The 26,644-nt window shown below is 43.3% G+C and carries 23 protein-coding genes, 2 pseudogenes and 1 riboswitch; of the genes and pseudogenes, 13 read left to right on the forward strand and 12 right to left on the reverse strand.

What is annotated here, in order from left to right; translation table 11 throughout:
* A partial coding sequence (locus L2764_RS18025) for an integrase core domain-containing protein (RefSeq protein WP_248941718.1) occupies window positions 1-315 on the forward strand: 315 nt, incomplete at its 5' end.
* A 53-nt stretch (window positions 316-368) separates the two neighbouring features.
* Here L2764_RS18025 and L2764_RS18030 read toward each other — a convergent pair.
* The 8 genes from L2764_RS18030 to L2764_RS18065 all read right to left on the reverse strand — a co-directional run bounded on the left by L2764_RS18030 (window position 369) and on the right by L2764_RS18065 (window position 11,592).
* Window positions 369-1,688: a thaumatin family protein gene (locus L2764_RS18030; RefSeq protein ID WP_248941719.1), complete on the reverse strand. Its 1,320-nt coding sequence runs from the start codon at window positions 1,686-1,688 to the stop codon at window positions 369-371.
* A 1,293-nt stretch (window positions 1,689-2,981) separates the two neighbouring features.
* Entirely contained in the window at window positions 2,982-4,091 is a 1,110-nt protein-coding gene (gene thiH, locus L2764_RS18035) for a 2-iminoacetate synthase ThiH (RefSeq protein WP_248941720.1), read from the reverse strand.
* A gap of 105 nt (window positions 4,092-4,196) precedes the next feature.
* Complete coding sequence (locus L2764_RS18040) at window positions 4,197-4,967, reverse strand: thiazole synthase (protein ID WP_248941721.1); 771 nt, start codon at window positions 4,965-4,967, stop codon at window positions 4,197-4,199.
* A gap of 1 nt (window position 4,968) precedes the next feature.
* Entirely contained in the window at window positions 4,969-5,220 is a 252-nt protein-coding gene (gene thiS / locus L2764_RS18045; RefSeq protein ID WP_248941722.1) for a sulfur carrier protein ThiS, read from the reverse strand.
* Window positions 5,220-6,209 carry a HesA/MoeB/ThiF family protein gene (locus L2764_RS18050; RefSeq protein ID WP_248941723.1) on the reverse strand — a complete coding sequence of 330 codons (990 nt, stop codon included), beginning with the start codon at window positions 6,207-6,209 and terminating at the stop codon, window positions 5,220-5,222. The genes thiS and L2764_RS18050 overlap by 1 nt, the downstream gene beginning before the upstream one ends.
* On the reverse strand, window positions 6,206-7,921 hold the full coding sequence (gene thiE, locus L2764_RS18055; protein ID WP_248941724.1) for a thiamine phosphate synthase: 1,716 nt from the start codon (window positions 7,919-7,921) through the stop codon (window positions 6,206-6,208). The genes L2764_RS18050 and thiE overlap by 4 nt, the downstream gene beginning before the upstream one ends.
* A 2-nt stretch (window positions 7,922-7,923) precedes the next feature.
* Window positions 7,924-9,984, reverse strand: coding sequence for a phosphomethylpyrimidine synthase ThiC (thiC, locus tag L2764_RS18060; protein WP_248941725.1), 2,061 nt, complete (start codon window positions 9,982-9,984; stop codon window positions 7,924-7,926).
* A gap of 217 nt (window positions 9,985-10,201) precedes the next feature.
* A riboswitch (TPP riboswitch) is annotated at window positions 10,202-10,301 on the reverse strand.
* Between the two features lie 154 nt (window positions 10,302-10,455).
* On the reverse strand, window positions 10,456-11,592 hold the full coding sequence (locus L2764_RS18065) for a hypothetical protein (RefSeq protein ID WP_248941726.1): 1,137 nt from the start codon (window positions 11,590-11,592) through the stop codon (window positions 10,456-10,458).
* A 195-nt stretch (window positions 11,593-11,787) separates the two neighbouring features.
* Between L2764_RS18065 and trhA the strand changes: the two genes are divergently transcribed.
* Window positions 11,788-12,504 (forward strand): PAQR family membrane homeostasis protein TrhA, encoded by a 717-nt coding sequence (gene trhA / locus L2764_RS18070; RefSeq protein ID WP_248941727.1) that lies wholly within the window; start codon window positions 11,788-11,790, stop codon window positions 12,502-12,504.
* A 7-nt stretch (window positions 12,505-12,511) separates the two neighbouring features.
* Here the strand turns inward: trhA and L2764_RS18075 are convergent.
* Window positions 12,512-13,114: pseudogene (locus L2764_RS18075) on the reverse strand (DTW domain-containing protein); the annotation flags it as partial.
* A gap of 97 nt (window positions 13,115-13,211) precedes the next feature.
* Window positions 13,212-13,503, reverse strand: a pseudogene (locus L2764_RS28015) (peptide deformylase); the annotation flags it as partial.
* Between the two features lie 296 nt (window positions 13,504-13,799).
* Here L2764_RS28015 and gad point away from each other — a divergent pair.
* A complete protein-coding gene (gene gad, locus L2764_RS18085) occupies window positions 13,800-15,188 on the forward strand; it encodes a glutamate decarboxylase (RefSeq protein ID WP_248941729.1) in 1,389 nt (462 codons plus the stop codon).
* Complete coding sequence (locus L2764_RS18090; protein WP_248941730.1) at window positions 15,188-16,153, forward strand: hypothetical protein; 966 nt, start codon at window positions 15,188-15,190, stop codon at window positions 16,151-16,153. The genes gad and L2764_RS18090 overlap by 1 nt, the downstream gene beginning before the upstream one ends.
* A gap of 97 nt (window positions 16,154-16,250) precedes the next feature.
* Here L2764_RS18090 and pgm read toward each other — a convergent pair whose 3' ends face one another.
* Window positions 16,251-17,891: a phosphoglucomutase (alpha-D-glucose-1,6-bisphosphate-dependent) gene (gene pgm, locus L2764_RS18095; protein ID WP_248941731.1), complete on the reverse strand. Its 1,641-nt coding sequence runs from the start codon at window positions 17,889-17,891 to the stop codon at window positions 16,251-16,253.
* 42 nt (window positions 17,892-17,933) lie between these two features.
* Entirely contained in the window at window positions 17,934-18,506 is a 573-nt protein-coding gene (seqA, locus tag L2764_RS18100; protein ID WP_248941732.1) for a replication initiation negative regulator SeqA, read from the reverse strand.
* Between the two features lie 281 nt (window positions 18,507-18,787).
* Between seqA and L2764_RS18105 the strand changes: the two genes are divergently transcribed.
* From L2764_RS18105 to L2764_RS18145, 9 genes are all read left to right on the forward strand, one after another.
* Complete coding sequence (locus L2764_RS18105) at window positions 18,788-19,555, forward strand: alpha/beta fold hydrolase (protein WP_248941733.1); 768 nt, start codon at window positions 18,788-18,790, stop codon at window positions 19,553-19,555.
* A gap of 91 nt (window positions 19,556-19,646) precedes the next feature.
* Entirely contained in the window at window positions 19,647-19,868 is a 222-nt protein-coding gene (locus tag L2764_RS18110) for a DUF2788 domain-containing protein (protein WP_248941734.1), read from the forward strand.
* Between the two features lie 11 nt (window positions 19,869-19,879).
* A complete protein-coding gene (ybfE, locus tag L2764_RS18115) occupies window positions 19,880-20,152 on the forward strand; it encodes a LexA regulated protein (RefSeq protein WP_248941735.1) in 273 nt (90 codons plus the stop codon).
* 54 nt (window positions 20,153-20,206) lie between these two features.
* Window positions 20,207-20,734 carry a flavodoxin FldA gene (gene fldA / locus L2764_RS18120; protein WP_248941736.1) on the forward strand — a complete coding sequence of 176 codons (528 nt, stop codon included), beginning with the start codon at window positions 20,207-20,209 and terminating at the stop codon, window positions 20,732-20,734.
* Between the two features lie 143 nt (window positions 20,735-20,877).
* On the forward strand, window positions 20,878-22,056 hold the full coding sequence (gene earP / locus L2764_RS18125) for an elongation factor P maturation arginine rhamnosyltransferase EarP (protein ID WP_248941737.1): 1,179 nt from the start codon (window positions 20,878-20,880) through the stop codon (window positions 22,054-22,056).
* A 45-nt stretch (window positions 22,057-22,101) separates the two neighbouring features.
* A complete protein-coding gene (gene efp / locus L2764_RS18130) occupies window positions 22,102-22,665 on the forward strand; it encodes an elongation factor P (protein ID WP_248941738.1) in 564 nt (187 codons plus the stop codon).
* Window positions 22,666-23,029: 364 nt separating this feature from the next.
* A complete protein-coding gene (locus L2764_RS18135) occupies window positions 23,030-24,244 on the forward strand; it encodes a pyridoxal phosphate-dependent aminotransferase (protein WP_248941739.1) in 1,215 nt (404 codons plus the stop codon).
* Between the two features lie 140 nt (window positions 24,245-24,384).
* Complete coding sequence (gene yfbR, locus L2764_RS18140; RefSeq protein ID WP_248941740.1) at window positions 24,385-24,972, forward strand: 5'-deoxynucleotidase; 588 nt, start codon at window positions 24,385-24,387, stop codon at window positions 24,970-24,972.
* 9 nt (window positions 24,973-24,981) lie between these two features.
* Window positions 24,982-26,319 (forward strand): anti-phage deoxyguanosine triphosphatase, encoded by a 1,338-nt coding sequence (locus L2764_RS18145; protein ID WP_248941741.1) that lies wholly within the window; start codon window positions 24,982-24,984, stop codon window positions 26,317-26,319.
* Window positions 26,320-26,644: the final 325 nt, after the last annotated feature.

The following is a 26,644-nucleotide window of genomic DNA, read 5'->3' on the forward strand; positions in this document are numbered from 1 at the left end:
TCATTTTTAGTCATTGCGATGTTCCTTTTGTTAATTGTTGATCGGCCAAGATCAATTAACAGGTTACATCGCAATGCTTTATCCTCATACACCAGAAACGACTATAGCTCCTTGATTGTTCGCAGAAGCTTTAAAACAGAATGGATGCCAAGAGCGGGTTTTACTTCATTTGATGAAGCGAATAGAGCGATAAGCCATTACATCGTCAGATATTACAATCAAGTCAGGCCACATCAGTATAACGGTGGTTTGACACCAATGGAGTCTGAGCGGTTATTTGAGCAAAACTCCAAGTCCGTGGCCAAAATTAGTTGACCACTTCAATGTTTATTCAATAATCAAGCGATTGATAATTTGAGTAGATATATTTACTCAAAAATAACTGCAATACTTGTCTGCGGAGGACAAGCAAAATCACCGATAGCATCATCATAGGCAAAACGATAAACGTGTGTAGCATGATTGCTATCAAGGTTCTTCACGTAGGTTGAAGTATTCGCACCAATAACACCTTTCGCTTGATTACAACTTGTTGGTGTGCCGTAACTACCGGTACAACAAAACTTATTCTGGCTCGATTTACCATTAACTTTCGTATACGTACAAGGGCTTAAACAGCCTTTATAGTTATCAGCACTGTCTGTCTGTGCCAGATCCCACGGAGTATCAGGGCCAGCATAGTTTACTGGTAATTGTGAACTGCTGGTACAAAGTGCTTCGCTATCTTCAATAGATGCTAGCACAGTACTGCTATCGTAGTACCCTACCCCTAAAACATTGGAGTTTTCTGGCGGAACCGTGTATGTGCAATAGCTGCCTCCAATAGGGTATGCTTTCGCGCTTATGTTATAGCCATCTACTACAGAAATATCGAAGTTTGTATTGCCTTGTGGCACAAGGAACGCTGTACCGTTTTCGGTTTTATTATCGACGGGCAATGCTGTCATTTCTACTTTTGTTGCATAAGGCGTTTGACCAGCACCATAACCACCCGTTTCTACCCATGTACCTGCTTTTTTGTAAGCTGTTACAGTAAATGCAGTAGATATAAGTCCTGTAAGACCACCCTTATAGGTAGCATCATACTGGAACACTCTAGTATCGCCTTTTGCCACTTCCCAACGATTTTGGTTATTTTTACATTTCGAATTATTCGGATTCTTTGACTTAGTGCATACTTGCCCAATGCGGATTTTATCGTAGGCTGTATCATTCTTAAAAGTAATACTACGGCTGCCATAAGATGGCATATACACTGGCGCAACTGAAGCGGGCCATGCCGTGCTACCAAATGCTACGGTATAAACATTAGACGTTGTTACTGGGGGATTTATAACTGCTCCTGGACAGGTTGTATGTGGAGAAATACTGCCCGATTTTAAGATAAGCTTACAGCTATTCCATTTCGTATTACCAGATTGATAATACAAGTCGTACGTTGCAGTAGTAGTACTATGATACTTACCTAAAATAGACTGTTGCGACGACGAATACAGATACGCTGATTGCTTATTATCTTTAAATACGTAAACAGGGAAATTTATTCCGCTACTTGGCATCTGCCACATTAATACATTATCTGTCTCTGCATGAGAACAAAGCATAAACAGCGTGCATAATATAAATAAACTATTTCGCAACCCACGACGAATAATTGAAAGAATTATAGTATGATTAATTTTGTTCATTTTTTCTCTACTCCCTCATAAATTATTAGCTAAGAAATACATAATTGAGAAAAGTAGATGCTTGAATCTCAAACCATTACACCCTATGACACAAGCTAACACCAAGCTCAAATTCATCTGTTTTAAAGTCTTCAAAAACAGCCTATACGAAATTCATGGCATCGATTTCAAGATTTTGTCCACTCAGCCTCAGCGAGGCTTTTAGTCGCTTCATCTTTGCTGTCAAGTTCAAGCTTAAAATTAGTATAGTTGTTTTTAATAGCTACATATTCATATCGATAATTTGACACAACCGTCCCAATCTTCACCTTGAGGATCGTGTGTAAGGATATAACTGCGTCTGGGGCTGCAAGCCTATATATTAAAAAATCTGCAAGAGGAGGGCGAAGGTCATAATAATGACCTCTATGAGCGAGAGACAAGGATGTTGAACTGGCTTTTAGATAGGGATATAGTTAAGGACGAGCAGTCCTCCTAATCCCACTCTCTATTACAGGAAGGAGTGGGAATTCACGACTTTACGCCTCACCGCAGGTGATAAGAAGAGTCATCCACGATCTTCCATTAAGCGAAGCTTAATCTTCCTCCTCCGCTGAAAGCGGTAACAAATAATGTTACCGTTTCATTCGAAGCGAACTAACCCAACACCCCAATTCGAAGAAAACCACCGTTTTGGCTTTTGCGCTTTGCTTTTAACGTTAGCTCCCCATCGGAGCAGCTAAGATAATTCAACAAAGAATAGTGTGATTAAGGCATGGATGCCGAAATAGCCTTAGGTGAGCCACGGACGGCGAATATGAGGCGATAACTATTCTTGTCCTTTGAATTATAAAGCGCTTTGCTCCGCTAGGGGCAGCATAGGGTTCCAAGGGGGATTGCTGTTGATCCCCTTTTGGCCCACTCTTTATTACGGGAAGGATGGGAATCCACGATCTCCCTTTAAGTGAAGCTTAATATCTAATATCCCTATGTGAGTCGGAACTCACGACTTTAAACCGCTGGTGATAAAAAAACCATTTGTGACCCTTCAATTCAAAGAAACACACTTTGTTTTTTTCAAATCAGTGTGAATACAAAAATAACCATCGAAGGCAGGGAAGCCTTCGTCTGAGCCTATAGGGATATATTCACGGCGCGTTATTTTTGTATTCGCACAAAAGCCTGCGGCAGGCAATTGATAACAATGAAGTTACAACAAAAAAATCAGCTCACTTAATACCGAAAAGCAACATTGATAAACTTTATTAAGCGAAGCTTAATTAATAACCAATGGGCATGTTCGCTAAATGCGAACTACATCCATGCCCTTTCCCAATCCTTCCATACTGGATTTAAGCCCTTTTGCATGATCGCGTTGGCCACTTGTCGACTGCTGCGATCATCGCTGATGTCAAACTGATCCAGCTCGGTATCGGGATTACTATACCCGCCCGGCTGGGTGGAACTGGCCGCGCTGACGTGCGTCACCCCCAATGGAAACAAATTATCCCTCAGAGCAGGGGATTCTCGGGTCGATAAGCTTATTTCTAACTCATGATTAAACAATCGAAAGGCGCAGATCATCTGCACTAAACCGCGATCGGTTAACACCACTTTTGGCTCTATGCCGCCGGTACAGGGACGTAGCCTTGGCAAAGAGATACTGTAGCGGCTGCGCCAATATTGTTGCTCTAAATAAGCTAAGTGATGCCCCATCAGTAAGGCATCGAGCCGCCAATCATCCAGACCCAGCAAGACCCCTAAGCCAATTTTATCCACCCCCGCCTGCGCCACTCTATCGGGCGTCTCGAGTCGATAGGCAAAGTCTTTCTTTTTACCGCGAGTGTGATGCGCCGCGTAGGTTTGCCGCTGATAAGTTTCTTGATACACCATGACCGCATCCAAGCCTTGTTCAACCAACGTGGCATAATCCATTATGGACATCGGCTGCACTTCCATCGCGATGTGATTAAAATGCCGCTTCACTTGCGGCAGCACGTTGCTGAAATAATCGATGCCGACCTTGGTTTCATGCTCACCTGAAACCAATAAAATCGAATCATAATGCATGGCTTTAATGAGCTGAATTTCACTGTCTAATTCGGCTGTGTTTAAAATTTTCCGTTTGAGCTTATTACTCATGCTAAAGCCGCAATAATCACACTCATTGGCACACAGATTCGATAAATACAGGGGTAAAAACATCCCCAGGTTAGCCCCAAAACGTTGGCGTGTCAGCGCCACCGACTGCGCCGCCATTTGCTCGATATAAGGCTCTGCGGCAGGTGAAAGCAGCGCTAATAAGCTGTCTAAGTTGCCTCTAGGGCGCTGCAATGCCCGCTCAACCTGTTGCGGCGTCGTTGAGTACAAGGCCAACTGCAGCTCTGCTTGAGGAATATTTTTAAAGACATCAATAAAACTCATCGATTAACCTATTGTTTAAATTTAATATTAATAATTATTAAGTGTTAAAAGCAACTTTTATCACTTAATAACTCACACCTTCAGCTTATCTTTAAAAACAATACATTAAGAACCGCTCGTTAAAAAACCGGTTAACGGACTGGTATTCACTGCATGAGAGCTCACCACGCCAAGACCCGCTAAATAAGCGTCTCTGCCGGTTTGCACCGCCGAGGCAAAACAGCGCGCCATCACTTCAGGTTGAGGACTACTGGCAATCGCGGTATTGACTAGTACTGCATCGGCGCCCATTTCCATGGCTTGCGTCGCCTGCGAAGGCGCGCCAATGCCTGCATCCACAATCACAGGTACGTTCGATTGCTCGATGATAATGCGTAAAAAATCGGCAGTGATTAAGCCTTGATTCGAACCTATCGGACTACCCAGGGGCATGACCGCGGCACAGCCCACTTCTTCAAGACGGCGGCATAAAACAGGATCGGCATGAATATAGGGCAATACGATATAACCTTTTTCACACAATATTTGCGCCGCTTTTAAAGTCTCAATAGGATCAGGCATCAGGTATTTGGGATCGGGGTGAATTTCGAGTTTCACCCAATTTGTGCCAAGTACCTCTTTGGCCAACTCGGCGGCAAACACCGCTTCTTTTGCGCTGCGCGCGCCTGCGGTATTGGGCAGTAATTTCACCCCACTTTGTTTTAAAGGCGCTAAAATATCTTCAGTGCCCTGCGCTAAATCGAGGCGCTTCATCGCCATGGTCACCAGCGCTGAGCCGGAGGCACTTAAGGCGGCTAACATATCCGTACTGGAGCGAAACTTACCTGTTCCGGTTAATAAGCGTGAACTGAATTCAACATCGGCTATTTTTAACATTTTATCCTCCTGCGACCACAGTAAACACATCGATTTTATCTTGGGGCTGACACAATTGCTCAGACCAGTGTCCACGGGGGATCACCGCTTGATTGACCACCACGGCAACGCTCTGAGGATCGATACTGTGCAAACCCAGTAATTGCCGTAACGTCAGTCCTGCTACAACGGTGATCGACTTTTCATTAAAATAAATCGTTTGCTCAACCTGCTCAACGTCAGGTTGCCTTTCGGCTTGACTGATCTCATTCATCACGCGCTCCTGTCTTTTATGGCGGCAGATTTCACTGGCACTTGTTTTTGACTGCTATCCTGACTAGCACCTTTATGTGCGGCACCGTTATTAACAACATGAGTGGCAGCATGAGTTAAACACACAGGGGAACAGACGGGGCAGCTGAGATCACGCTGACGCTTAGCCACACACCACTGCAAGGTTTTGCCATTGAGCCTAAAGAGCTGAGCAGCAGCCGGAACCGCTGCCTGTTGTGCCACATCTAACAAGCTATTGAGTGCCAGTAGTGCTTGCATCGACGCCATCACGCCCACCATCGGACCTAATACACCGACACTGCTACAGCTTTGACTGACGGTCATATCATTGGGGAATAAACAATGGTAGCAACCCGCTTTAGGCGATCCGGTTAAATCCACTTTGAGCAGCTGACCTTGAAAGTGCGCCGCCGAGGCCGAAATGAGTGACACGCCAGCTTGGATACAAAGACGATTAACCAAATGACGAGTGGCAAAATTGTCCGTGCAATCGAGCACCAAATCAGCATTAGATAACGTCGATTGCATTGGTGCTTGCTCTGATATGCGTGCTGATATTTGAGCTGAAGCTTGAGTCGACGCTTTATCGATACTCTCATTATCAACAGATGGCTCATCCAAATAGTGATCCATTGCCTGAATGTGACAATCAACATAAGCCCTTTGCAATTTGATTTGCGCGCAGCGCGCTTTAGACTGGCCAATATCCTCATCGGTAAATAGTAGCTGACGAGGCAGATTCGACACTTCCACCTTATCACCATCGATCAAGGTGAGCTGCCCCACTCCGGCTGCCGCCAAATACTGCGCCGCCAAATGTCCAAGACCGCCAATGCCCACTACAACAACGTGACACGCTTGCAGCTGACATTGTCCCGCTTCGCCGACTTCGGGTAGCAAGACTTGACGGGAGTAGCGAATAAAATCGGTCGGAGCCAGCTCACTTTTAATCCGTTTATGTTGACTCATGCCTGTGCCCACCGTTGCGACAACGTCACAAAAGCATCCGCAGGAGAGGCAGCCTGCGTCACGGCTCTCACCACGGCAATATCATCCACGCCGGTCGCTTTCACTTGTTCGAGTCGAGTCTCATCAATGCCGCCAATGGCGACTAAAGGGAAATGCCCTTTCATCAAAGACACGTAACGGCTAAGTTTATTCAGCCCTTGGGGCAATGATGGCATCACTTTGGTGGTGGTTGGGAAAATATGCCCCAAGGCTAAATAAGAAGGGGCGAGTTGACTGGCCAAAATCAACTCAAAATAACTGTGACTCGACAGCCCCAGCGCCATATTGGCATTAGCGATAGCCACTAAATCTGCGACTAAGAGATCTTCTTGGCCTAAATGCACCCCATAAGCACCATGCTTGATAGCAAGCTGCCAATGATCGTTAATAAACACTCGCGCCTTATATTGCTTGCCTAGGGCAACAGCTTGCTCAATTTGTGCCTCAAGATCGTGACGACTGAGATCTTTTAGCCTAAGCTGCACGGTTTGAGTGCCTGCAGCTAACAAGCGGGCTAACATGTCATTATCATCCACCACGGGGTATAATCCCAGCGCACCTTTGATGGGAGTAAATGGCTTGGCTATTTGACGTAACGACACCGGCTCAAAATCCAGATAGGTAGCCAATGCATGATAACGAGAGGCCACTAATGCTTGCGTCATGTATTGATGTCCATCATGCGGCGTTGTCTCATCATTCGCTAACATCACAATACTGGGAAAGTCGCTCAAGGTGCTAGGCCAGCCTAATCTTGTCAACACGCCCGCACCGCTGCCCGGCTGATAGCTGGCTTTTAAACCCGCACTCACATAGGCCTTGGCCACCACAATCGCATCATGCAGCACAAACCCTGAGGCCATGATCGCCGCAATCGCCGATGACAGAGTACAACCTGTGCCATGGTTATTGTGGGTATTCACTCGCTCATTGGTTAATAAAAAGCAGGCATTTTGATGATCAAGCGATACCTCAGGCACGGCGCCACACACAAACACATCATGGGCCCATAAGGGATCCCATGTGCCACCTTGATCGCCCCCTTTCGCCAACACGGCGCAATCAAGACGAGTTGCCAATTGCTTAGCGGCGTGTAAACAGGCACTCGCATTAGGCAAAGGTTGTTCCACCAGCAGGGCTAATTCTGTCGCATTGGGCGTCAGTAACGTCAATAAGCCTTTAAAGCAATCAAAATTCAACGCCTTTTGCGCATTCAGTGCGTCACCACAACTGGCTAACATCACAGGATCTAAAATCACTGCCACGCGAATTTGGGTTTGCCTCTGGTGCTCAGCTAACTGCACTGTTAACCAGTTAGCCACTCGCTCGAGTTGCTCTTGAGAGGCGAGCAAGCCAATTTTTATCACTTTAGGCGGCAGATCGGTGAGTAACGTATTCAGCTGAGCCAATAACATGGCATTGGACACCCCTTCGACCAAGCTTACTTCAACGGAGCTTTGGGCTGTAATGGTGGTGATCACCGAACATGGATGGCAACCCAAGTCTTGCATCGTCGCCAAATCGGCCTGTATGCCCGCGCCACCGCCACTGTCTGAGCCTGCAATACTCCACACTATTGATTGACAAGCTGTGGATTTACAAGCAATAGGCACGCGATCAAGGCACGCCTCTTGAGATCGCGTGTCAGTGGGCCATAAATGCGCCTTGACCATGATTATTCCTCTGCTGTTGCAAGCGCCACTGGAGTAACAGAAGTGACTTTCCCTTTTTCATCAACATCTTGGTTATCAGTCACTTGATCTAAGTGCACCGTTTGCCCTGCTTCATGATAAAGCTCAGCCCCTTGCGCTTTAAATGCTTGCGACATTTTTGCCATACCCGACTCGACTTCATCAAGGGTTTTGGCTTTAAAGTCACTATGACTCTCAACCGATACGGTTTGAGATGCCGCATCATTGATGGCTTTTTCCGCTTCAAGCTTAGCCGCATAATCACGCACGTCTTGGGTGATCTTCATTGAGCAGAATTTGGGGCCACACATAGAGCAGAAATGGGCGACTTTCGCCGACTCTTGGGGTAATGACTCATCGTGATAAGCCCGAGCCGTTTCAGGATCGAGGCCTAAGTTATATTGATCTTCCCAGCGAAACTCAAAACGAGCCTTAGATAACGCATTATCGCGCACTTGGGCACCAGGATGACCTTTGGCTACATCTGCAGCATGAGCCGCAATTTTATAGGCCATTAAACCTTGCTTCACATCTTCTTTGTTAGGCAAGCCTAAATGCTCTTTGGGGGTGACATAACACAACATGGCACAACCGTACCAGCCGATCATGGCCGCACCAATACCTGAAGTAAAATGATCATAACCTGGGGCAATATCGGTGGTTTGTGGGCCTAAGGTATAAAATGGCGCTTCATCACAATGCTCAAGCTGCTTATCCATATTCTCTTTAATGAGGTTCATCGGAATATGTCCCGGCCCTTCAATAATCGTTTGCACGTCATATTCCCACGCGATTTTCACCAACTCACCTAAGGTCTCCAGTTCGGCAAATTGGGCTTCATCGTTGGCGTCGGCGATACAACCTGGACGCATGCCATCACCTAACGATAAAGACACATCATAGGCGGCGCACAATTCACAAATGTCTATAAAGTGCTCATAGAGAAAACTTTCTTTATGATGTGACAAGCACCATTTGGCCATGATAGAGCCACCACGAGACACCATACCCGTTAAACGTTTAGCCGTCATTGGTACATAACGCAGCAACACACCAGCATGAATAGTGAAGTAATCGACGCCCTGTTCGGCTTGTTCGATAAGTGTGTCTCTGAACACTTCCCAGGTTAAGTCTTCGGCAACACCGTTGACTTTTTCAAGCGCTTGATAAATAGGCACGGTGCCAATAGGAACAGGAGAGTTACGAATGATCCATTCACGGGTTTCGTGAATATAACGCCCTGTAGAGAGATCCATGACCGTATCCGCGCCCCAACGGGTTGACCAAACCAGTTTCTCTACTTCTTCTTCGATGGATGAAGTGACGGCAGAATTACCGATATTGGCATTCACTTTTACCAAAAAGTTACGCCCGATAATCATAGGTTCGACTTCAGGGTGATTAATATTTAAGGGAATAATGGCGCGGCCTCGGGCCACTTCACTGCGCACAAACTCAGGCGTGACCAAGTCACCTATCACCGCACCGAAACTTTCACCTTTATCTTTTTTGGTTAAAATAGGATCGGTCACGTCCTCGCGGGCCATGTTCTCGCGAATGGCAATATATTCCATTTCAGGGGTAATGATCCCTTGGCGAGCATAATGCAATTGGGTAACACACTTGCCCACTTTGGCTTTACGCGGCGGCAATAAGCTTTCAAATCGCAGATGATCTAAGCCATCATCGGCAAGGCGTTGCTGGGTAAATCCTGAGCTCACCGAGACAAGTTGCTCAGTATCATTACGCTCATCAATCCAAGCTTCACGAAATTTATCCAAGCCCATGTGAACATTAATCTTGGCATCAGGATCCGAGTAAGCACCCGCACAGTCATACACTTTAATTGGAGGATTCGCCTCGAAAACAGGATCGTCTTCCTTGCCACCCAGTAAGGTATCAGCTTGATGAATTTGACGCATGCCCACACGCAGATCATCACGGCTGCCGGTTAAATAGATTTTTTCAGAGTTAGGATGCTGTAAGGGTTTAAGGGTATCAATAAAGGTTTGTGCATTAGCACGGGTTTCACGACGATTTGACATTAGCAATCTCACTTTAAATTTGAAATGAAGTTGCTTGTCAGGAGGGGTGAGAGTTGATTCAGCGGGCACAACAGGAAAAAAGACCTATTATGCCAAAATAATTGCTACCTAATTTACAGTCTATGGCCCAAAATGGCTCAATAAAAACGTGTGAATGACACGCTTAACAACATAGAGTAAATCTTACATAACGTAATAGTAAGACTTAGGAAGAAAAACAATTATACTGCTTGTTTCCTTCGCAGGGTTCAGCCTGATCAGGTTCAACGGATCCCGAATTAACGGTCTCAGCCATAAAGGCACTCCGACAAGATGCACGCAGTATAGGCTTAAACCATTAGGCTTCACAAGGTTTTATTTGCATTAAGCTTTACAGTTAACATCATAATTTATTACTCACAAGCAACTGAAAATATAAATATAAATTGAAATTTATATTGTTTTATATATTTTGCATCAAAAATATTCACATCAATTTATCTCGACATCATGTTGTTTTAATCGTTGGTTAATTAAATTTTGACCGTTTTTCTTATCGTGATCGGGGCTGCATCGAAAACCCATGTTTGACACAATTTCTGCATTCGGGTTTATTTGAGTCGGCGTTTTAATGATGCGATAACAAAAGTCCCCTTCTTGTACAACACGATTAGGATCAAGGGAATGACCGTGCACTTCAGGCAGTCCAACCGCTTGCAGCGCACTTTGAGTGGATTTAGCGCCGACAAGCGCTTTCGGTGCTGGTGTCATGTCACTCAATGTTGGGGGTTGCGCCACCCATTGCGCTTGTTTTATGGCAAACTCACTCACTTTATTACTTTGTTGTTGCTGTAAGTAAGACTGAGTATGCTTATCGAGAACACTTGAGCCCTGCACATCGACATTCTTTTTAATGTGAGTTTGAGCCAAGATATGATCAATCACCGCTTGATCATCAAATCTAAAGCCCGCTCTTTTCCGATCACTAACAGGTCGCATCTCTTTAACAACAATAGACTCTTTGGTCTTTATTGCTGGCTTTTCAATTAATGTGGGCATCGATGCAGACTGAGATTGAAAGCTCGACTCTCGCTCTAAATAGGACGCTGACTTTAACGGTGGATCGGACTGAAAAGTTGTCTTAGATTTTACCTCTGCCTGCGCTGATACAGGGCTGGGCTGAGGCGACACATACAAATAGCTTTTAACCCCCACTTCAGGCGCCAGACTGATAAGTTTAGGTAACCTTGCATCGATGTTCACTCGCCATAAACGATCCATTCCCAACAACAGCAGAATATGCAATAACCCCACCAGTGCTAGCGTCCAATACAGCTGATTTGACCTTTCATTTGCTGGAATGGGTTTCAAAAAGGGGACTCGAGATCCCCTGATCTTTAATCTGCTTGCTAGCGAGTCATCAATAAGCCTCGATTTTTCTACAGTGACAACGGTGGCTTGGGTAAAAAGAGGGCCTACGGTAAGGATTGGCTTTTTTATCGTAACAATAGGATCTGCAGATAAAATAAGGCCTGTTTCAATAAGACATTCACTCTCATCTCTTACTCCTATTAGAGGCTCGAGGACTTGCTGCGCGTTATCCAAAACTTTATTGCCGTCATAGTGCATGACTCTTTCCGTCCATGTTCAATCCATGATGTTATCTTCGCTATTAGAAACACTTGTTATCATTAAGTTCATTATTCTTGTGGTGTTCACGACACACTTAAGCGCACAGGTGTAAGCTGAAGTAGTATTCAACTCGCTTGAATACTGTTACACTGGGTCACAACAGGTCACACCAGGTCACACCAGAAAAATGATATGTCTATCCAGCACTTAGCGAAAAAAATAGATCACACTCCCCCCACCTCTAAAATAATCCATAATGCGCTTCCTCAAAATCCCTCCGTAGGGGAATACAGTATTAATGAAGAAAGAGCCAACACGCTCAGTCATGGATTAGGGGTATTAGGCGGTATTGCTGCACTGTTTTTTAGCCTTCATAAGGGCTACCACTCACTCACAACCCTACAGCTAAGTGGCGTGATATTGTATTGTGTTAGCATTATATTGCTGTTTCTTTGCTCCACCTTATATCACAATGCCACCAGCCAGTATTGGAAACGTCAGTTTAAAATTGCCGACCACTGTGCTATTTATATATTAATTGCAGGCACTTATACTCCCCTCATGCTCATCAGCTTAGCGGGCACTAAAGCGGATCTGATTTTATTAGTTATTTGGCTCGTTGCGCTGGGCGGGGTGTTTTTTAAAACCTTGTTTACCGGCCGCTTTAAAGTCTTAAGTGTCTGTTTATATTTAGGCATGGGCTGGCTTAGCATGATCATCATCAATGATCTTATTGCCGGAATGTCCCCTCTTGGCTTTGACCTTTTCATTGCTGGCGGCTTATTTTATACCTTAGGGGTGATTTTTTACGTGGTAAAAGCGATTCCTTTCAATCACGCCATTTGGCATTTATTTGTCCTTGCGGGTGCCTCCAGCCATTTCTTGTGCATTTATTTAACGGTGATCTAGAGTCTGTTTATCTTTGATTAAACGCCTTGAACATTGTTGCTAATACAGCGGCTTCCTCGTGCATCGCATTGAGGCTAAACAGCTGCTGTACGCATTCAAGGGTACAAAAACCCCCTTCGATTTGATTACGTCGCAGCGTAAATTTCGAGGTCGTATCAGCAAAAATTGATGTCGGCAAAGCGTATTTTTCAGCCTGTTTTAAATACCCACTTCGTCGGCACATTTTTCGCGCTTCTTGCCAAGTGGCATCGAGGATCACCACCACATCAGGTAGCATCCCATGGTGATGTGTTAGCCTATCCGGATTAACATGTTCACTCCTATCAATAGCCTTAAGAGGAGGCCTGAGCTCTTCAACAACAGCGCTGACGCCTTGCAAGACTAAATTGTCCTCATTTTCAAGAAAAAGCAAGGCGGCTTGTCCGCTTTCAAGTTGATGAACGAGTGATGGATCAGGATCCACTCTAGACCAAATGACACGCTGGCAATATTCAGGGTAAGCTTGAAGGGCTAATTGGCCCGTATTCGATAGACGTTCAACTTCTCTTTCATGGGTTAAGAGGATTATTTGAATAGGTTTAATCATTAGAGCGCACTTGAAGTGAATAGGACGGAAGTAACAATAATGATATTATTTATCAGTGAAATAAACTAGCCGTCAATTCACTTTTTTAATATTACTTTCTATAAAGCGTACGGATAATCGACTAAGCTGGCTCAGCTTGCCACTTTCTGACTTTCTTTAAGGCTATTTTCTGTTTAAGTTCAGATAAATGGTCGATAAATATCCCCCCCCTTTAAATGATCAATTTCATGTTGTAATACCACGGCAAGAAACTCATCTGTTGCCACTTCAAAAGGCTCGCCTTCACGATCCAACACAGTCACTTTCACTTGTTTAAAACGCGACACCCGTGTGCGGTAACTCGGTATCGATAAACAGCCTTCGACCCCTTCATACTCTCCTATTTGTTCAATAAATTCAGGATTAATAAACACAATCGCTTCATTCTATACTTTAATATGATTGGCTATTGTTAAAAGGTAAAACAGATCCTTATTCCAATTAACGATAATACAACCGATAACATCGCCTATTCAGCTGAGATTTCATCAAACAACCCCGTTTTTTTAATGCCTTTCCTCATCCTCACTTTCATATTCCTTTAACAATACTCACTCTTTTTAACAAGTTTTTTTAATATGTAAAGCCCACTTTTTTTATCTTACCCTTCAACTTTTCCGCACTATACTAAAAAGGCGAAAATAAGATAAAAAACAAACAAGGAACCACTATGTTACATGTCAAAGCGACAGGAATTGATTGTATCGATAAAAGCATTTTCACCTCTGAAGATACCTTAAAAAGCCTGCCTAAATATACCATGCCAGATGCCACCCATCGGGGTGATGTGATCAAACAACTTATTCATGATGAACTCCTCCTCGATGGTAATTCAAGGCAAAATTTAGCCACCTTCTGCCAAACGTGGTTTGAACCTGAAATACAAGAGCTCATGGCACTGGCCATTGATAAAAATATGGTCGATAAAGATGAGTACCCACAGACGGCCGAAATTGAACGTCGCTGCGTGCATATTCTGGCCGACTTATGGAATGCACCGCAAGCTAAGCAAAGTATAGGAACGTCAACCACAGGTTCAAGTGAAGCGGCAATGTTAGGAGGAATGGCCCTACTTTGGAAGTGGCGAGACCGACAAAAAAAACAAGGCAAAGAGACTCTAGCACCCAACTTAATCACTGGACCCGTGCAAGTCTGTTGGCATAAGTTTGCCCGATATTGGGGCGTTGAACTACGAGAAATCCCTATGGAAGGCGATCGCTATATTATGACAGCGGAGGAAGTCATTAAGCGTTGTGATGAAAATACTATCGGTGTCGTTCCAACGCTAGGTGTCACCTTTACAGGACACTATGAGCCCGTTGACCGTGTTTGTCACGCCTTAGATGCGTTAGAAAAACAAACCGGCCTTGATATTCCTGTTCATGTAGACGCCGCCAGTGGCGGGTTTGTGGCGCCTTTTTTACATGCTGATTTGAAATGGGACTTTAGGCAACCTAGAGTCCGCTCCATTAATGCCTCTGGCCATAAGTTTGGTTTGTCACCACTTGGAGTCGGTTGGATAATTTGGCATGAACAAGAAGATCTGCATCCTGATCTGGTATTCCATGTCAATTACCTTGGTGGAGATATGCCCGATTTCGCCCTCAATTTTTCCCGACCGAGTGGTCAAGTCATTGCCCAGTATTATAATTTTATTCGCCTTGGACGTGATGGCTATACCGCCATTCATCAAAATTGCCAGAGAATAGCCCTCTATCTCGCTGAAGAAATCAATAAGCTAGGAGAATTCGATATTATCTACGATGGCAGCGATGGTATCCCCGCATTAAGCTGGAAACTGAATGATAAACCCCATGATTTTAATTTATTCGATCTCGCCGATCGCTTAAGAACAAAAGGCTGGCTCGTCCCTGCCTATGCAATGCCGAAAAATAGACAAGATCTTGTCATTCAACGGATCTTAGTCAAACGCGGCTTCAGTCAAGACTTAGCTGAATTACTCATGAAAGATTACAAAGATGCATTAGCGCACTTAAACAAACATCCACTCAATGAATCATTAACCGAAGCCGAAGCGGGCGGTTTTAAACACGGATAATGAAAAAAGCGCGAGCCTTTCCTCATTACCCCCGACAGTGGAAGCAGCAGTATCGTCACATGATTGGTCACTTTATTGTCGATATTGAATTTAAAACCCATTTAGGGGGCATTCACCATTGGAACTCTCGCCACCATAGAAAAGGCTTGGGCATGGATCACCATGCCCATATTGAACCTTCTCTGTCACTGACAGGATTCCTTCAACACTTATGGTCTAATTTTAGCCACAAATCCCTCGCAAAGACTCCCATTGAATCGATATTCAATCCCCTAAATTTTTGGATTGGACTCTCTTTTATCATCGGAGCGAGTCATTTTGTATTCGCCAGTCTGCTCGCTCTTAGCGCTATGATGTCTGTCACAGCATTAACAAATTTGTATTTTATGGGATCCATTTTTTTTACGATTGCTGCTTATTTACAATATATCCAATCGATTAATGCCGGAGATTTCATTCGGAATAAAAGCACTATGAATAAAAGTGCGCTGCATAAAAAAAAATATCAACGGAAATGGCTCGCTTGGCAACCTCATCGACTGGATTTTTGGGTCACTTTTAGTCAATTTATCGGTACGTTATTTTTTAATCTCAATACATTTAGTGGTTACTTAGCATTAAGTGATTTACAACAATCTCTTTTTATTTGGCTACCAAACCTGTTAGGATCGCTCTGTTTTCAATTATCCGGTAGCTTAGCCCTTTATGAAACCAGTCATCAATTTTGGTTGTGGTCGCCCAAAAGCTTAGAACAAAAAATGGCCTTCATTAATCATTTTGGTTGCCTCTTTTTTCTTGGTTCTGCCTTTGTATCCTCATCAATATTACAATCCCTTTCCCCTTCTATGCTACCGCTCAGTATTGTATTGACCTGCTTAGGTGGGATCTGCTTTCTCTGTGCAGCAGTACTCTTGTGTCGTGAGTCCATTCAAATACAACGTACACCTTTGCCTCATTTACCTTAAACATTTTCCCCTCAAGTTTAAAACCAAAAAAACCACTGATCTCATATCAGTGGTTTCAGGTTCAATACGCCATAGAAAGTTTTAGCAGTTCATCAAATTAACCTTTAAGCGCATGATTAATAAGGGCTGTCGCCTCATCTAACACTTGTGCAAGATGTGCTTCACTAATAAAACTTTCTGCATATATTTTAAATAATGCTTCCGTACCTGATGGTCTTGCGGCAAACCATGCATTATCCGTTATCACTTTTATTCCACCAATCGCCGCCTGATTGCTCGGTGCTTTTGTCAGCACAGCAGTGATCGCTTCACCCGCTAATGTGCTCACTTGCAAACTTTCGGCATTAATTGTCGCAAACTTCGCTTTTTTCTTTAATGAAAGCCGGCTATCAAGTCGCTGATAATAACTTTTGCCAAACTTGGCTTCTAATGCATCATAATGAGCTTGAGGCGTTTGACCTGTTACCGCTAAAATTTCAGCGGCTAATAAGGCTAAAATAAAGCCATCTTTATCGGTACACCAAGTGCTGCCATCTCGTCTGAGAAAAGCCGCACCGGCACTTTCTTCCCCTCCAAAGGCCAGACTGGCATCGGCTAACCCTTCAACAAACCATTTAAACCCAACAGGCACTTCTTTCATGATCCGCTGATGTTTAGCACAGACTTTATCTATCATGGCGCTAGACACTAAGGTTTTTCCTACCACCAAATCACTGCCCCAATCAGGTCGATGACAGAGTAAATAATCAATGGCTACCGCTAAAAAATGATTCGGGTTCATTAAACCGGAGCCGGGACACACAATACCGTGACGATCATAGTCCGCATCATTACCGACACATAAATCGAATTCATCTTGGTGTTTAAGCAAGCCTGCCATGGCATAGGGGGATGAGCAGTCCATTCTAATTTTGCCATCTTTATCCAAAGGCATGAAACGAAAACTAGGATCGACTGTATCATTCACAAGCTGAATATCAAGATTATAATGGGAGGCAATTTGTCCCCAATAATGGATACCCGCACCGCCCAATGGATCGACACCAATGCGCACTTTTGCTTGACTAATCGCCTTCATATCAATGACCTTATCGAGATCCTTAACATACGGGCCAATCAAATCAACTTCAGTGACTAGGCGCGTATTCATCGCCACGGTATAATTAAGGCGTTTAACCTGCTCAAGTTGAGAGGCTAAATAATCATTCGCTCGCGCTTCTATCCAAGCGGTGATCTCCCCTTCAGCGGGCCCTCCATGAGGTGGGTTATATTTAATGCCGCCGTCTTGTGGGGGGTTATGCGATGGTGTAATAATTAAACCATCAACCTGCTCCTCAGCTGACAGGTTATGCGTAATGATGGCGTGAGAAATCACCGGCGTGGGGGTAAACTCTTCAGCTTGATGGATCACCACTTCAATGTGATTGGCTGTCATCACCTCAATCACGCTCATGCTAGCGGGCTGAGATAATGCGTGCGTATCGATACCCACATACAGCCGACCTTTAATGCCTGCTTGTTGGCGATAATCAGCAACCGCCTGAGCGATAGCTAAAATATGCGCTTCATTGAAACTGCCCTTTAAGGCACTTCCCCTGTGACCTGAAGTACCAAAGGTCACTCGCTGAGAAACATCATTAATATTCGGCTTACATCGATAATATAAACTAATAAGCTTAGGAATATTGGTTAAATCAGCCTGCGTCGCAAGGGTCCCAGCACGTGGATGAATCGACAAAGTCAGCTCCTTTGAACAAAAATAAAATAAATGAGCATTAGGTTAAATACTGTCGATAATCTCAGAGACTTCGGATTCGTCAATATTAAATTGCTCAAGCACTTCTGATAAAATGGTCCGCTTTTTAGCGGTATTATTATTACTGGTGACCCAATAACCACTTTGACCAATTTCTTTTGGATTCGCCGTTTTGCTCGACTCAAGCAACGCCTCTTTTGACGTTGCAAAATATAAACGTCCACGCCCTTGTACTTGCAGCACTTGTCCAAATTGCTCGGGTGATAAATGATATAAGGTTTCAAGAAGGAATAAGAAACGCCCAACAGCCCCTTTTTGCTCAGCCAATGCTCGCTTATCAATATGCTTAGCGAAGTGATCAATAGAAAGTCGCTGCGCCTGAGGCATAAGCGGTTGAGAAACGGCCTTAAGTGGCTCACTGATCTCTTTACTGGGCTGACTGATCGTCTTAGGGGCTAATGATTGTACTGCCACCGAAGTATTATCAAGACTTAATCCCAGTAATCGACGTAGGATCTCAGAAGCGCTTTCACCGATCCTCTCAGTTTTACTGGCTATATGACGGTAGAGTTCTTCATCAATCTCGATATATTTCATTATCTTAATCTTCCTTAAGCTAAACTATGAAGTGATCATATGTTGGGTATTTTATCATGATCAGATCAAATATGCCCCCAGTGTAACGAGGTTTAGACTCTTGATAAAGCATCAATAAATCAAATTTGAGCTGATTTTCACCAAACAGGCCATTTTATTGGGGCTAAGCGGCGATAAAAACATCAAATATAATCATCCCCTGCGATCGCCCTTGTCAATGAGAGCCTCGACAGGCAAACTGAGTCCTCATTTTCGCTCACTCATGGTTTTCAGGTAAAAAAATGCATTTTATTTCCAGCGCGCAAGGCCCCGTTGTGGTACTTATTCATGGCTTATTCGGCGATCTCGATAACTTAAAAGCATTAGGTAAAGTCTTAGAGTCACAATATCAAGTTCTGCGTATTGATGTGCCCAATCATGGTAAAAGTGAACATGGGGTTGCCATGGATTATCCTAGCCTAGCTAAAAAAGTGATCGATTTACTCGACGAGCAAGGTATTGACAGCGTGCACCTTGTAGGGCATTCCATGGGAGGAAAAATCGCCATGGCCATGGCATTAGATTTCCCAACACGCATAAACAGTATTGTCATCGCCGATATTGCCCCAGTGGCTTACGCCTCATCCAACACCAAGCACGTATTAGAGACCATACTGTCAGTCCCATTATCACAAATTAAAGACCGCCGCGAAGCACAGGCATATTTAATGAAACACGGGGTTGATGGACATACCGCCTTATTTTTATTAAAAAGCCTCGTCCGTCAAAATCAACATTTTGCATGGAAAATGGATATTGCTCAGCTAAGACAATCCTATAACGATATTATTGACTGGCCGTATCAACAAAAAAAATATACCGGCCCTAGCTTATGTATTCGTGGTGAGCAATCTGATTATGTTAAAAAAGAATACACTAATGACATCGTTCGCCAATTTCCCACCATCCAAGCCAAAACGATTTTAGACGCGGGCCATTGGCTACATGCACAAAAACCCACTTTTTTTAATCGCCTTGTCAAAGACTTCATCGACAAGCAATCTCTCTGATTTAGCTCACAAGTGCATACAAATCGCCTAGCAGCGTCTTTATTTATATGGTATATTTCGCGCTCTTTTTTGCCTTAATAGGGGTTATCGAATGCTAATGCAGTATATGGAACAAATTGAAGCACTTGGATTAAATATTTTTTTTGCTTCTATTTTCTTCTTTATCGGCATGGCAATACATGATGTACTCAAGCAAGGTAAAGTACCGAAATTTGGTCGATATATCGTTTGGTTAGTGTTATTTCTTGGCTGCTCAGGCTTTATAGCAAAAGGAATAATACAAATGACTTGGGAAACCACTGGAATTAGTTAAAGGCTCATCCAATGGCTAAAGAAACCTTTGATAGAACCACGATAGATCTCTTTGCAAACGACAAACGTCGTGGTCGACCTCGTAGTAATCCATTGCCACGAGATCAACAAGTTAAATTAAATAAACGCAAGCAAATTTTGCGTGACAAAGAAAAAGGTTTAAAACGAATTGAATTAAAGGTGTCGCAAGCTCTTTATGATGCCTTGAATGAACAAGCAATGGCCAGTAATATGAGCCGCAGCCAATTAATCGAGTTTATACTGCAAAAGCAATTGAACGATTAATCCCTCTTGAATGACGCATAACATAAACATGCACTGAAAATGAAAGGAACGACAATGGCAACAATAGGTCTTTTTTTCGGATCTGATACAGGTAATACCGAAGCCATCGCCAAGATGATCCAGAAAAAACTGGGTAAGAAAATGGTGGACGTGAAAGATATTGCCAAAAGCACTAAAGAACAGATTGCCGAGTATGATCTGTTAATGTTTGGGATCCCAACGTGGTATTACGGCGAAGCCCAATGTGATTGGGATGATTTTTTCCCCGAATTAGAACAAATCGATTTTCAAGACAAGCTTATTGCTATCTTTGGCTGTGGCGATCAGGAAGATTACGCCGAGTATTTCTTAGATGCCATGGGCATGGTGAATGAAATTGTCGAGAGTCGCGGCGGTATTGTCATCGGCCACTGGCCTTCGAAGAGCTATGATTTTGAAGCATCAAAAGGCATGGCTGATGATAAGCATTTTGTGGGATTAGGCATTGATGAAGATCGCCAACCCGAACTCACTGATGAACGTGTTGATCAATGGGTTAAGCAAATCTATGAAGAAATGTGCTTAGCTGAACTCGAAGATTAATGTCGTCAGTATACTCGATATATACCCAAGCCTGTTGAATCCGACACCTTCATCTGACTTAGATATAACTGATGGCATACTCTCCACTAAAACGGCATTTGTGCCGTTTTCTTATACGCACACGTCCCTAGAATGAAAGCACAATGAACCACTCAATCGACACAGCTCATGGCCACTGGGATATTTTTTGCACCGTAATCGATAATTATGGTGATATCGGCGTCACTTGGCGACTCGCAAAACAATTAACCCATGACTTTGGCATTCAGGTCACACTCTGGGTCGATTGCCTCGCCAGTTTTCATTGTATCTTGCCACAACTTGATCCTGGTGCCTTAACGCAGCAGCATGACGGTGTCACTATCGAGCATTGGCAAACCCCTTTCATTCAGACATGGCAACCGGGCAATGTCCTCATCGAAGCCTTTGCCTGTGAGCTCCCTAATGAAATCAAAGCCCAGTGGCCTGCACTCCCCGATAAACCACTTTGGATAAACCTTGATTATTTAAGTGCTGAACAGTGGGTTGATGATTGCCATGGGCTACCTTCGCTACTGCCTAATGGACAAGTCCGATATTTTTTCTTTCCCGGTTTTAGCGCAAAGAGTGGTGGCTTGATCTGCGAACATGACTTATTTAAGCAGCAGCACCATTGGCTAAATAATGCCACATTACAGCATGAATGGTTACATCGCCTTGGCTTTGAGCATTTAGGCACAAAAGTCGCCGATGCCACCTACATTAGCGTCTTTAGCTATCCAAGTCAGGCATTAACGGCATTGAGCCACCTCTGGCAACAGGGCAGTAACCCCATTCACCTGCTTATCCCTTTTGGTCAGAGCCTAGAAAGCCTTAAATGGATGCTCGCTGATAATGATACTGACTTTATTATCGGTCACAGCTATCAAGCCTCAATGCTTCACGTCCATGTCTTACCCATGACAATACAAGAAGACTTCGATAAGTTACTCTGGTATTGCGATATCAATATTGTTCGGGGTGAAGACTCCTTTTTACGTGCTCAATGGGCTAAAAAACCTTTCATCTGGCATATTTACCCCCAACAAGAAGCGGCTCACCTTGATAAGTTAACGGCTTTTATGGCCCATTATTGTCAACCATTGGCCTGTGAAACAGCCGAAATATGGCAAGCGCTCTGTTTAGCCTTTAATCAAGATGATACCGATGCAAGCCAACATTACTGGCCATTATTACAAGAACATATTGTAGAAATGAACCAACACGCAAAAAAATGGCCTCAACAGGCATTAAATGAAGGCGATCTCGCCACACGACTAGTGAATTTTGTTAAAAAAGGCTAATATCGCTGCCTAAAGACGATATTTGTAAACATAGGAATAAACATAATGAAAACAGCTCAGGAAACCCGCGTCGGTAATGTTATTATGGTCGGCAACGATCCCATGGTTGTGCTTAAATCAGAATTCAGTAAATCTGGACGTAGTTCTGCTGTCGTCAAAATGAAATTGAAAAACTTACTGTCAGGCTCGGGCACTGAAACGGTCTTTAAAGCGGATGATAAACTCGAAGCCATTCAATTAGACCGTTTGGACTGTACCTATTCTTACTTTGCTGATCCTATGTATGTATTCATGGATGAAGAGTTCAACCAATATGACGTTGAAGCCGAAAATTTAGGTGACGTTATCCAATACATCGTCGATGGTATGGAAGATATTTGCCAAGTGACTTTTTATGAAGATAAAGCCATTTCTGTTGAACTACCGACCGTTATCGTCCGTGAAGTGGGTTATACAGAGCCTTCAGCCCGCGGTGATACCTCAGGTAAAGTCATGAAACCTGCCACCTTATTAGGGACCGAGTGTACCCTCAGCGTAGCTGATTTCGTCAAAACCGGCGATAAAATCGAAATCGATAGTCGTACTGGTGAATTTAAAAAGCGCGTTTAGTCTTACACCGCCGATTGTTATTCGAAAAAACCAGTGCCATGCACTGGTTTTATTTTTCTTCTGATCAGATTCATTTCAAACGATCGTTCACTCATCGTCCGTGAAAAATCGATTTATTTTAAAAACGCCGCTAACTGCTTCAGGACAGCCAAATGGCAGTTAAACAAACCACCATCAATATTAAAAACGAAACTAACAACTAAATAATGCGTAAAAAATACCTTTTTTAGCGTTAAACTCGGTATATTAACAACTCACCTTAAATAAAATGCTTCCTAATGAGATCGTTTTTCGTTATGGTTTCGCTACATTATGAAGATCAATATTTGGCTTCGTATTTTCTTTCTGCATTTTCGAGGTGTAAATGCGCCCAATCATAAAATCCAACAAGTTAGATTCTGTTTGTTACGACCTTCGCGGCCCGGTTCATAAAGAAGCAAAACGATTAGAAGATGAAGGCCATCGGATCCTTAAACTCAATATTGGCAACCCTGCCCCGTTTGGTTTTGAAGCGCCAGAAGAAATTGTGCGCGATGTGATCTTAAACCTACCCAGTTCTCAAGGTTACAGCGAATCTAAAGGCTTATTCTCCGCCCGTAAAGCCATCGTTCAACATTATCAATCTCAATCGATTTATGGGGTTGATATTGAAGATATCTATATCGGAAATGGCGTTTCAGAATTGATTGTCATGGCCATGCAAGGCCTACTCAATAATGGCGATGAAATTCTAGTACCTTCACCTGACTATCCATTATGGACAGCAGCGGTACACCTCTCTGGCGGTAACGCCCAGCATTATCGTTGTGATGAAAGTTCCGATTGGTTCCCCGACTTAGAGGATATTAAGCGAAAAATAACACCAAGAAGCAGAGGATTAGTATTAATTAACCCTAATAATCCCACTGGCGCCGTTTATTCTCAAGCGGTCTTATTAGAGATTGTTGAGCTTTGTCGGCAACATGATCTCATTTTATTTGCTGATGAGATTTACGATAAGATTTTATTTGATGATGCCGTGCATATTCCTGCAGCCAGTTTATCGGATGATATTTTAACCGTAACCTTTAACGGTCTCTCTAAAAGCTACCGAGCAGCGGGTTTTCGAGTAGGATGGATGATGCTAACCGGAAATCTCAAAGCGGCAAAAAGCTACCGGGAAGGATTAGACATGCTCGCCTCAATGCGATTGTGCTCCAACGTGCCAAACCAACACGCCATTCAAACCGCGTTAGGGGGCTATCAAAGCATTAAAGAGTTAGTCCAGCCGGGTGGTCGACTGTGCCAGCAACGTGATCTCTGTTATGAACTATTAAATCAAATTCCAGGGGTGAGCGTGACTAAACCCAAAGGCGCTTTATACGCTTTCCCAAAATTTGATAATAAAAAGTTCAATATTCGCGATGATGAGCGCCTCGTATTAGATTTATTAAAAGAGAAAAAAATATTGCTCGCCCAAGGCAGCGCATTTAACTGGCCAGAGCCGGATCATTTACGGGTGGTCTTTTTACCTCATAAAGAAGAGTTAGAGAGAGCGCTGACTGATTTTGGTGACTTTATGAGTGAGTATCGTCAATGATCCTTACCTTGCATTCGCTTATTTAACAACCTCCTATAAAAGCGATGATCTGCATCGCTTTTTTCATTCAGCCAGCTTACTTTTTTTCAAATAGATGTGCTAGGGTATGAGGTAGCCTATAACACCAATAGAGGGATGTGATGAGTCACCTTTTTGCTCACCTTGCACGCATGAAACTGATCCAACGCTGGCCACTCATGTACAATGTGCGTTCTGAAAACGTACAAGAGCATTCACTACAGGTCGCCATGGTCGCCCACGTGCTGGCCATTATTAGTAATAAAAAATTTAATGGTCATTTTAATCCCGAGCATGCTGCAACACTGGCCATGTTCCACGATGCCAGCGAAGTGATCACCGGCGATCTTCCCACGCCAGTGAAATATTTTAATAAAGATATCGAAGCCGAATATAAAAAAATTGAAGCCATCGCTGAACATCGTTTGCTCGACATGGTGCCTGAAGAATTTAAACAAGACTACCAAGCACTTCTCTGTAGCGAATACCGAGATGATGAATATACCCCTTTAATTAAAGCCGCCGATCGTTTATGCGCTTACCTCAAATGCTTAGAAGAACAACGCGCAGGTAACAGTGAATTTGATAGCGCAAAAAAACGACTCGAAACAACGTTAGCACGACACAGTACACCCGCCGTTCAATATTTCATTGATTATTTTATTCCCAGTTTCACGCTCGACTTTGATGAAATCAACCGACTTTTATAAGGAGCGCTCATGTCTCACTCTCCTTGGCATGACAGACGATTAACCGAAGATAAACTTAGACGTAATGATCATCGCAGTCCTTTTCAGCGAGATCGTGCCCGTATTCTCCATTCAGCCGCCTTCAGACGACTTCAAGCCAAAACGCAAGTACTCGGTGTAGGAATGAATGATTTTTACCGAACTCGCCTCACCCATTCCCTTGAGGTGTCTCAAATTGGCACCGGTATTCGGGCACAGCTCAAACGCAAGCATCCGGAAATAAATCACTTACTCGATTCCACTAGCCTCATAGAGTCCATCTGCTTAGCCCATGATATTGGCCACCCACCTTATGGCCACGGCGGAGAGATTGCTCTCAATTATATGATGCGTGACTATGGTGGTTTTGAAGGTAATGGGCAAACATTTCGTATTTTAACGCGACTTGAACCCTATACGCAGCATTATGGCATGAATTTATGTCGGCGAACGCTTTTAGGTGTCCTCAAGTACCCCGCTCCTTATTCTACACTTTATCAAGATAATGGCGCTATTCCCGTCAATAATCACAGACAGCTGAAACCGGCACTGTGGCCACCGGTAAAAGGCTTATTCGATGATGATCTCGACATCCTACATTGGGTATTAGCGCCGCTGTGTGAAAATGATAAGCAACGTTTCTCACAAAGTCATTTAACAACCGATCACCAACATAAGCGTACACAATTCAAGTCTTTTGATTGCTCCATCATGGAACTCGCCGATGATACCGCCTATGCGGTTCACGATCTCGAAGATGCGATTGTTATGGGTATTGTCACATTAAACCAATGGCAAAATGATGTGGCTATCCCGCTTTCAAGCAGTGAAGACTCTTGGGTAGCCAATGAGTTTTCAACCATAGGTGATAAGCTCTTTTCATCTCATCACCACTTACGTAAAGATGCTATCGGCACCTTGGTGAATGGTTTTGTCACTGCTATTTATTTACATGAAAACAGGGATTTTAAAGATGAATTACTCAAGTTTAATGCAAAATTAGAGCCCGATTTTGCTCACGCATTATATGTATTAAAACAATTTGTGTTTAAATATGTCATCAGAAAACCTGAAATTCAAATGCTTGAATACAAAGGCCAACAAATTGTGATGGAGCTTTTTGAAGCCTTTGAGTCCGATCCCATGCGTTTATTACCCATTAACACCCAAGAACGTTGGCAGTACAGTCAGGATAATGGTTTGAATTCTCATAGAGTATTATCCGATTACATTGCAGGCATGACGGATGAATTTGCAGCACGATTACATCAACAACTCTTCAGCACACATCTAGATAATATAATGGAATTAAAACGAGACGTTAACTGAGCACTTACTAAAAATCTAATTCAAAAACAATACAATTAATTTATGCTATGAGATAGCTATAAAAACAAAAATTCAAGGTGGAAAATGTAATGACATTCAGTAGAATATCTTGCCCCTATAATATTAAGAGTACATTAATCACAATAACAACGTTAATAGCCGTTAACTTTTCTGTTTTTGCTCAAGATAATACAGCAATTGATCTTAATATGGATAAGTACCTGAGTATTAAATTATCATAAATTCGTTCACTATTAGAGCAACGTGATAATTTCAGTACTTATCGCATCATTGAACTTGTTTGTTTATCATTATTTTTGTATAA

The sequence above is a fragment of the Shewanella surugensis genome (assembly GCF_023284005.1).
GTDB classification, from domain to species: domain Bacteria; phylum Pseudomonadota; class Gammaproteobacteria; order Enterobacterales; family Shewanellaceae; genus Shewanella; species Shewanella surugensis.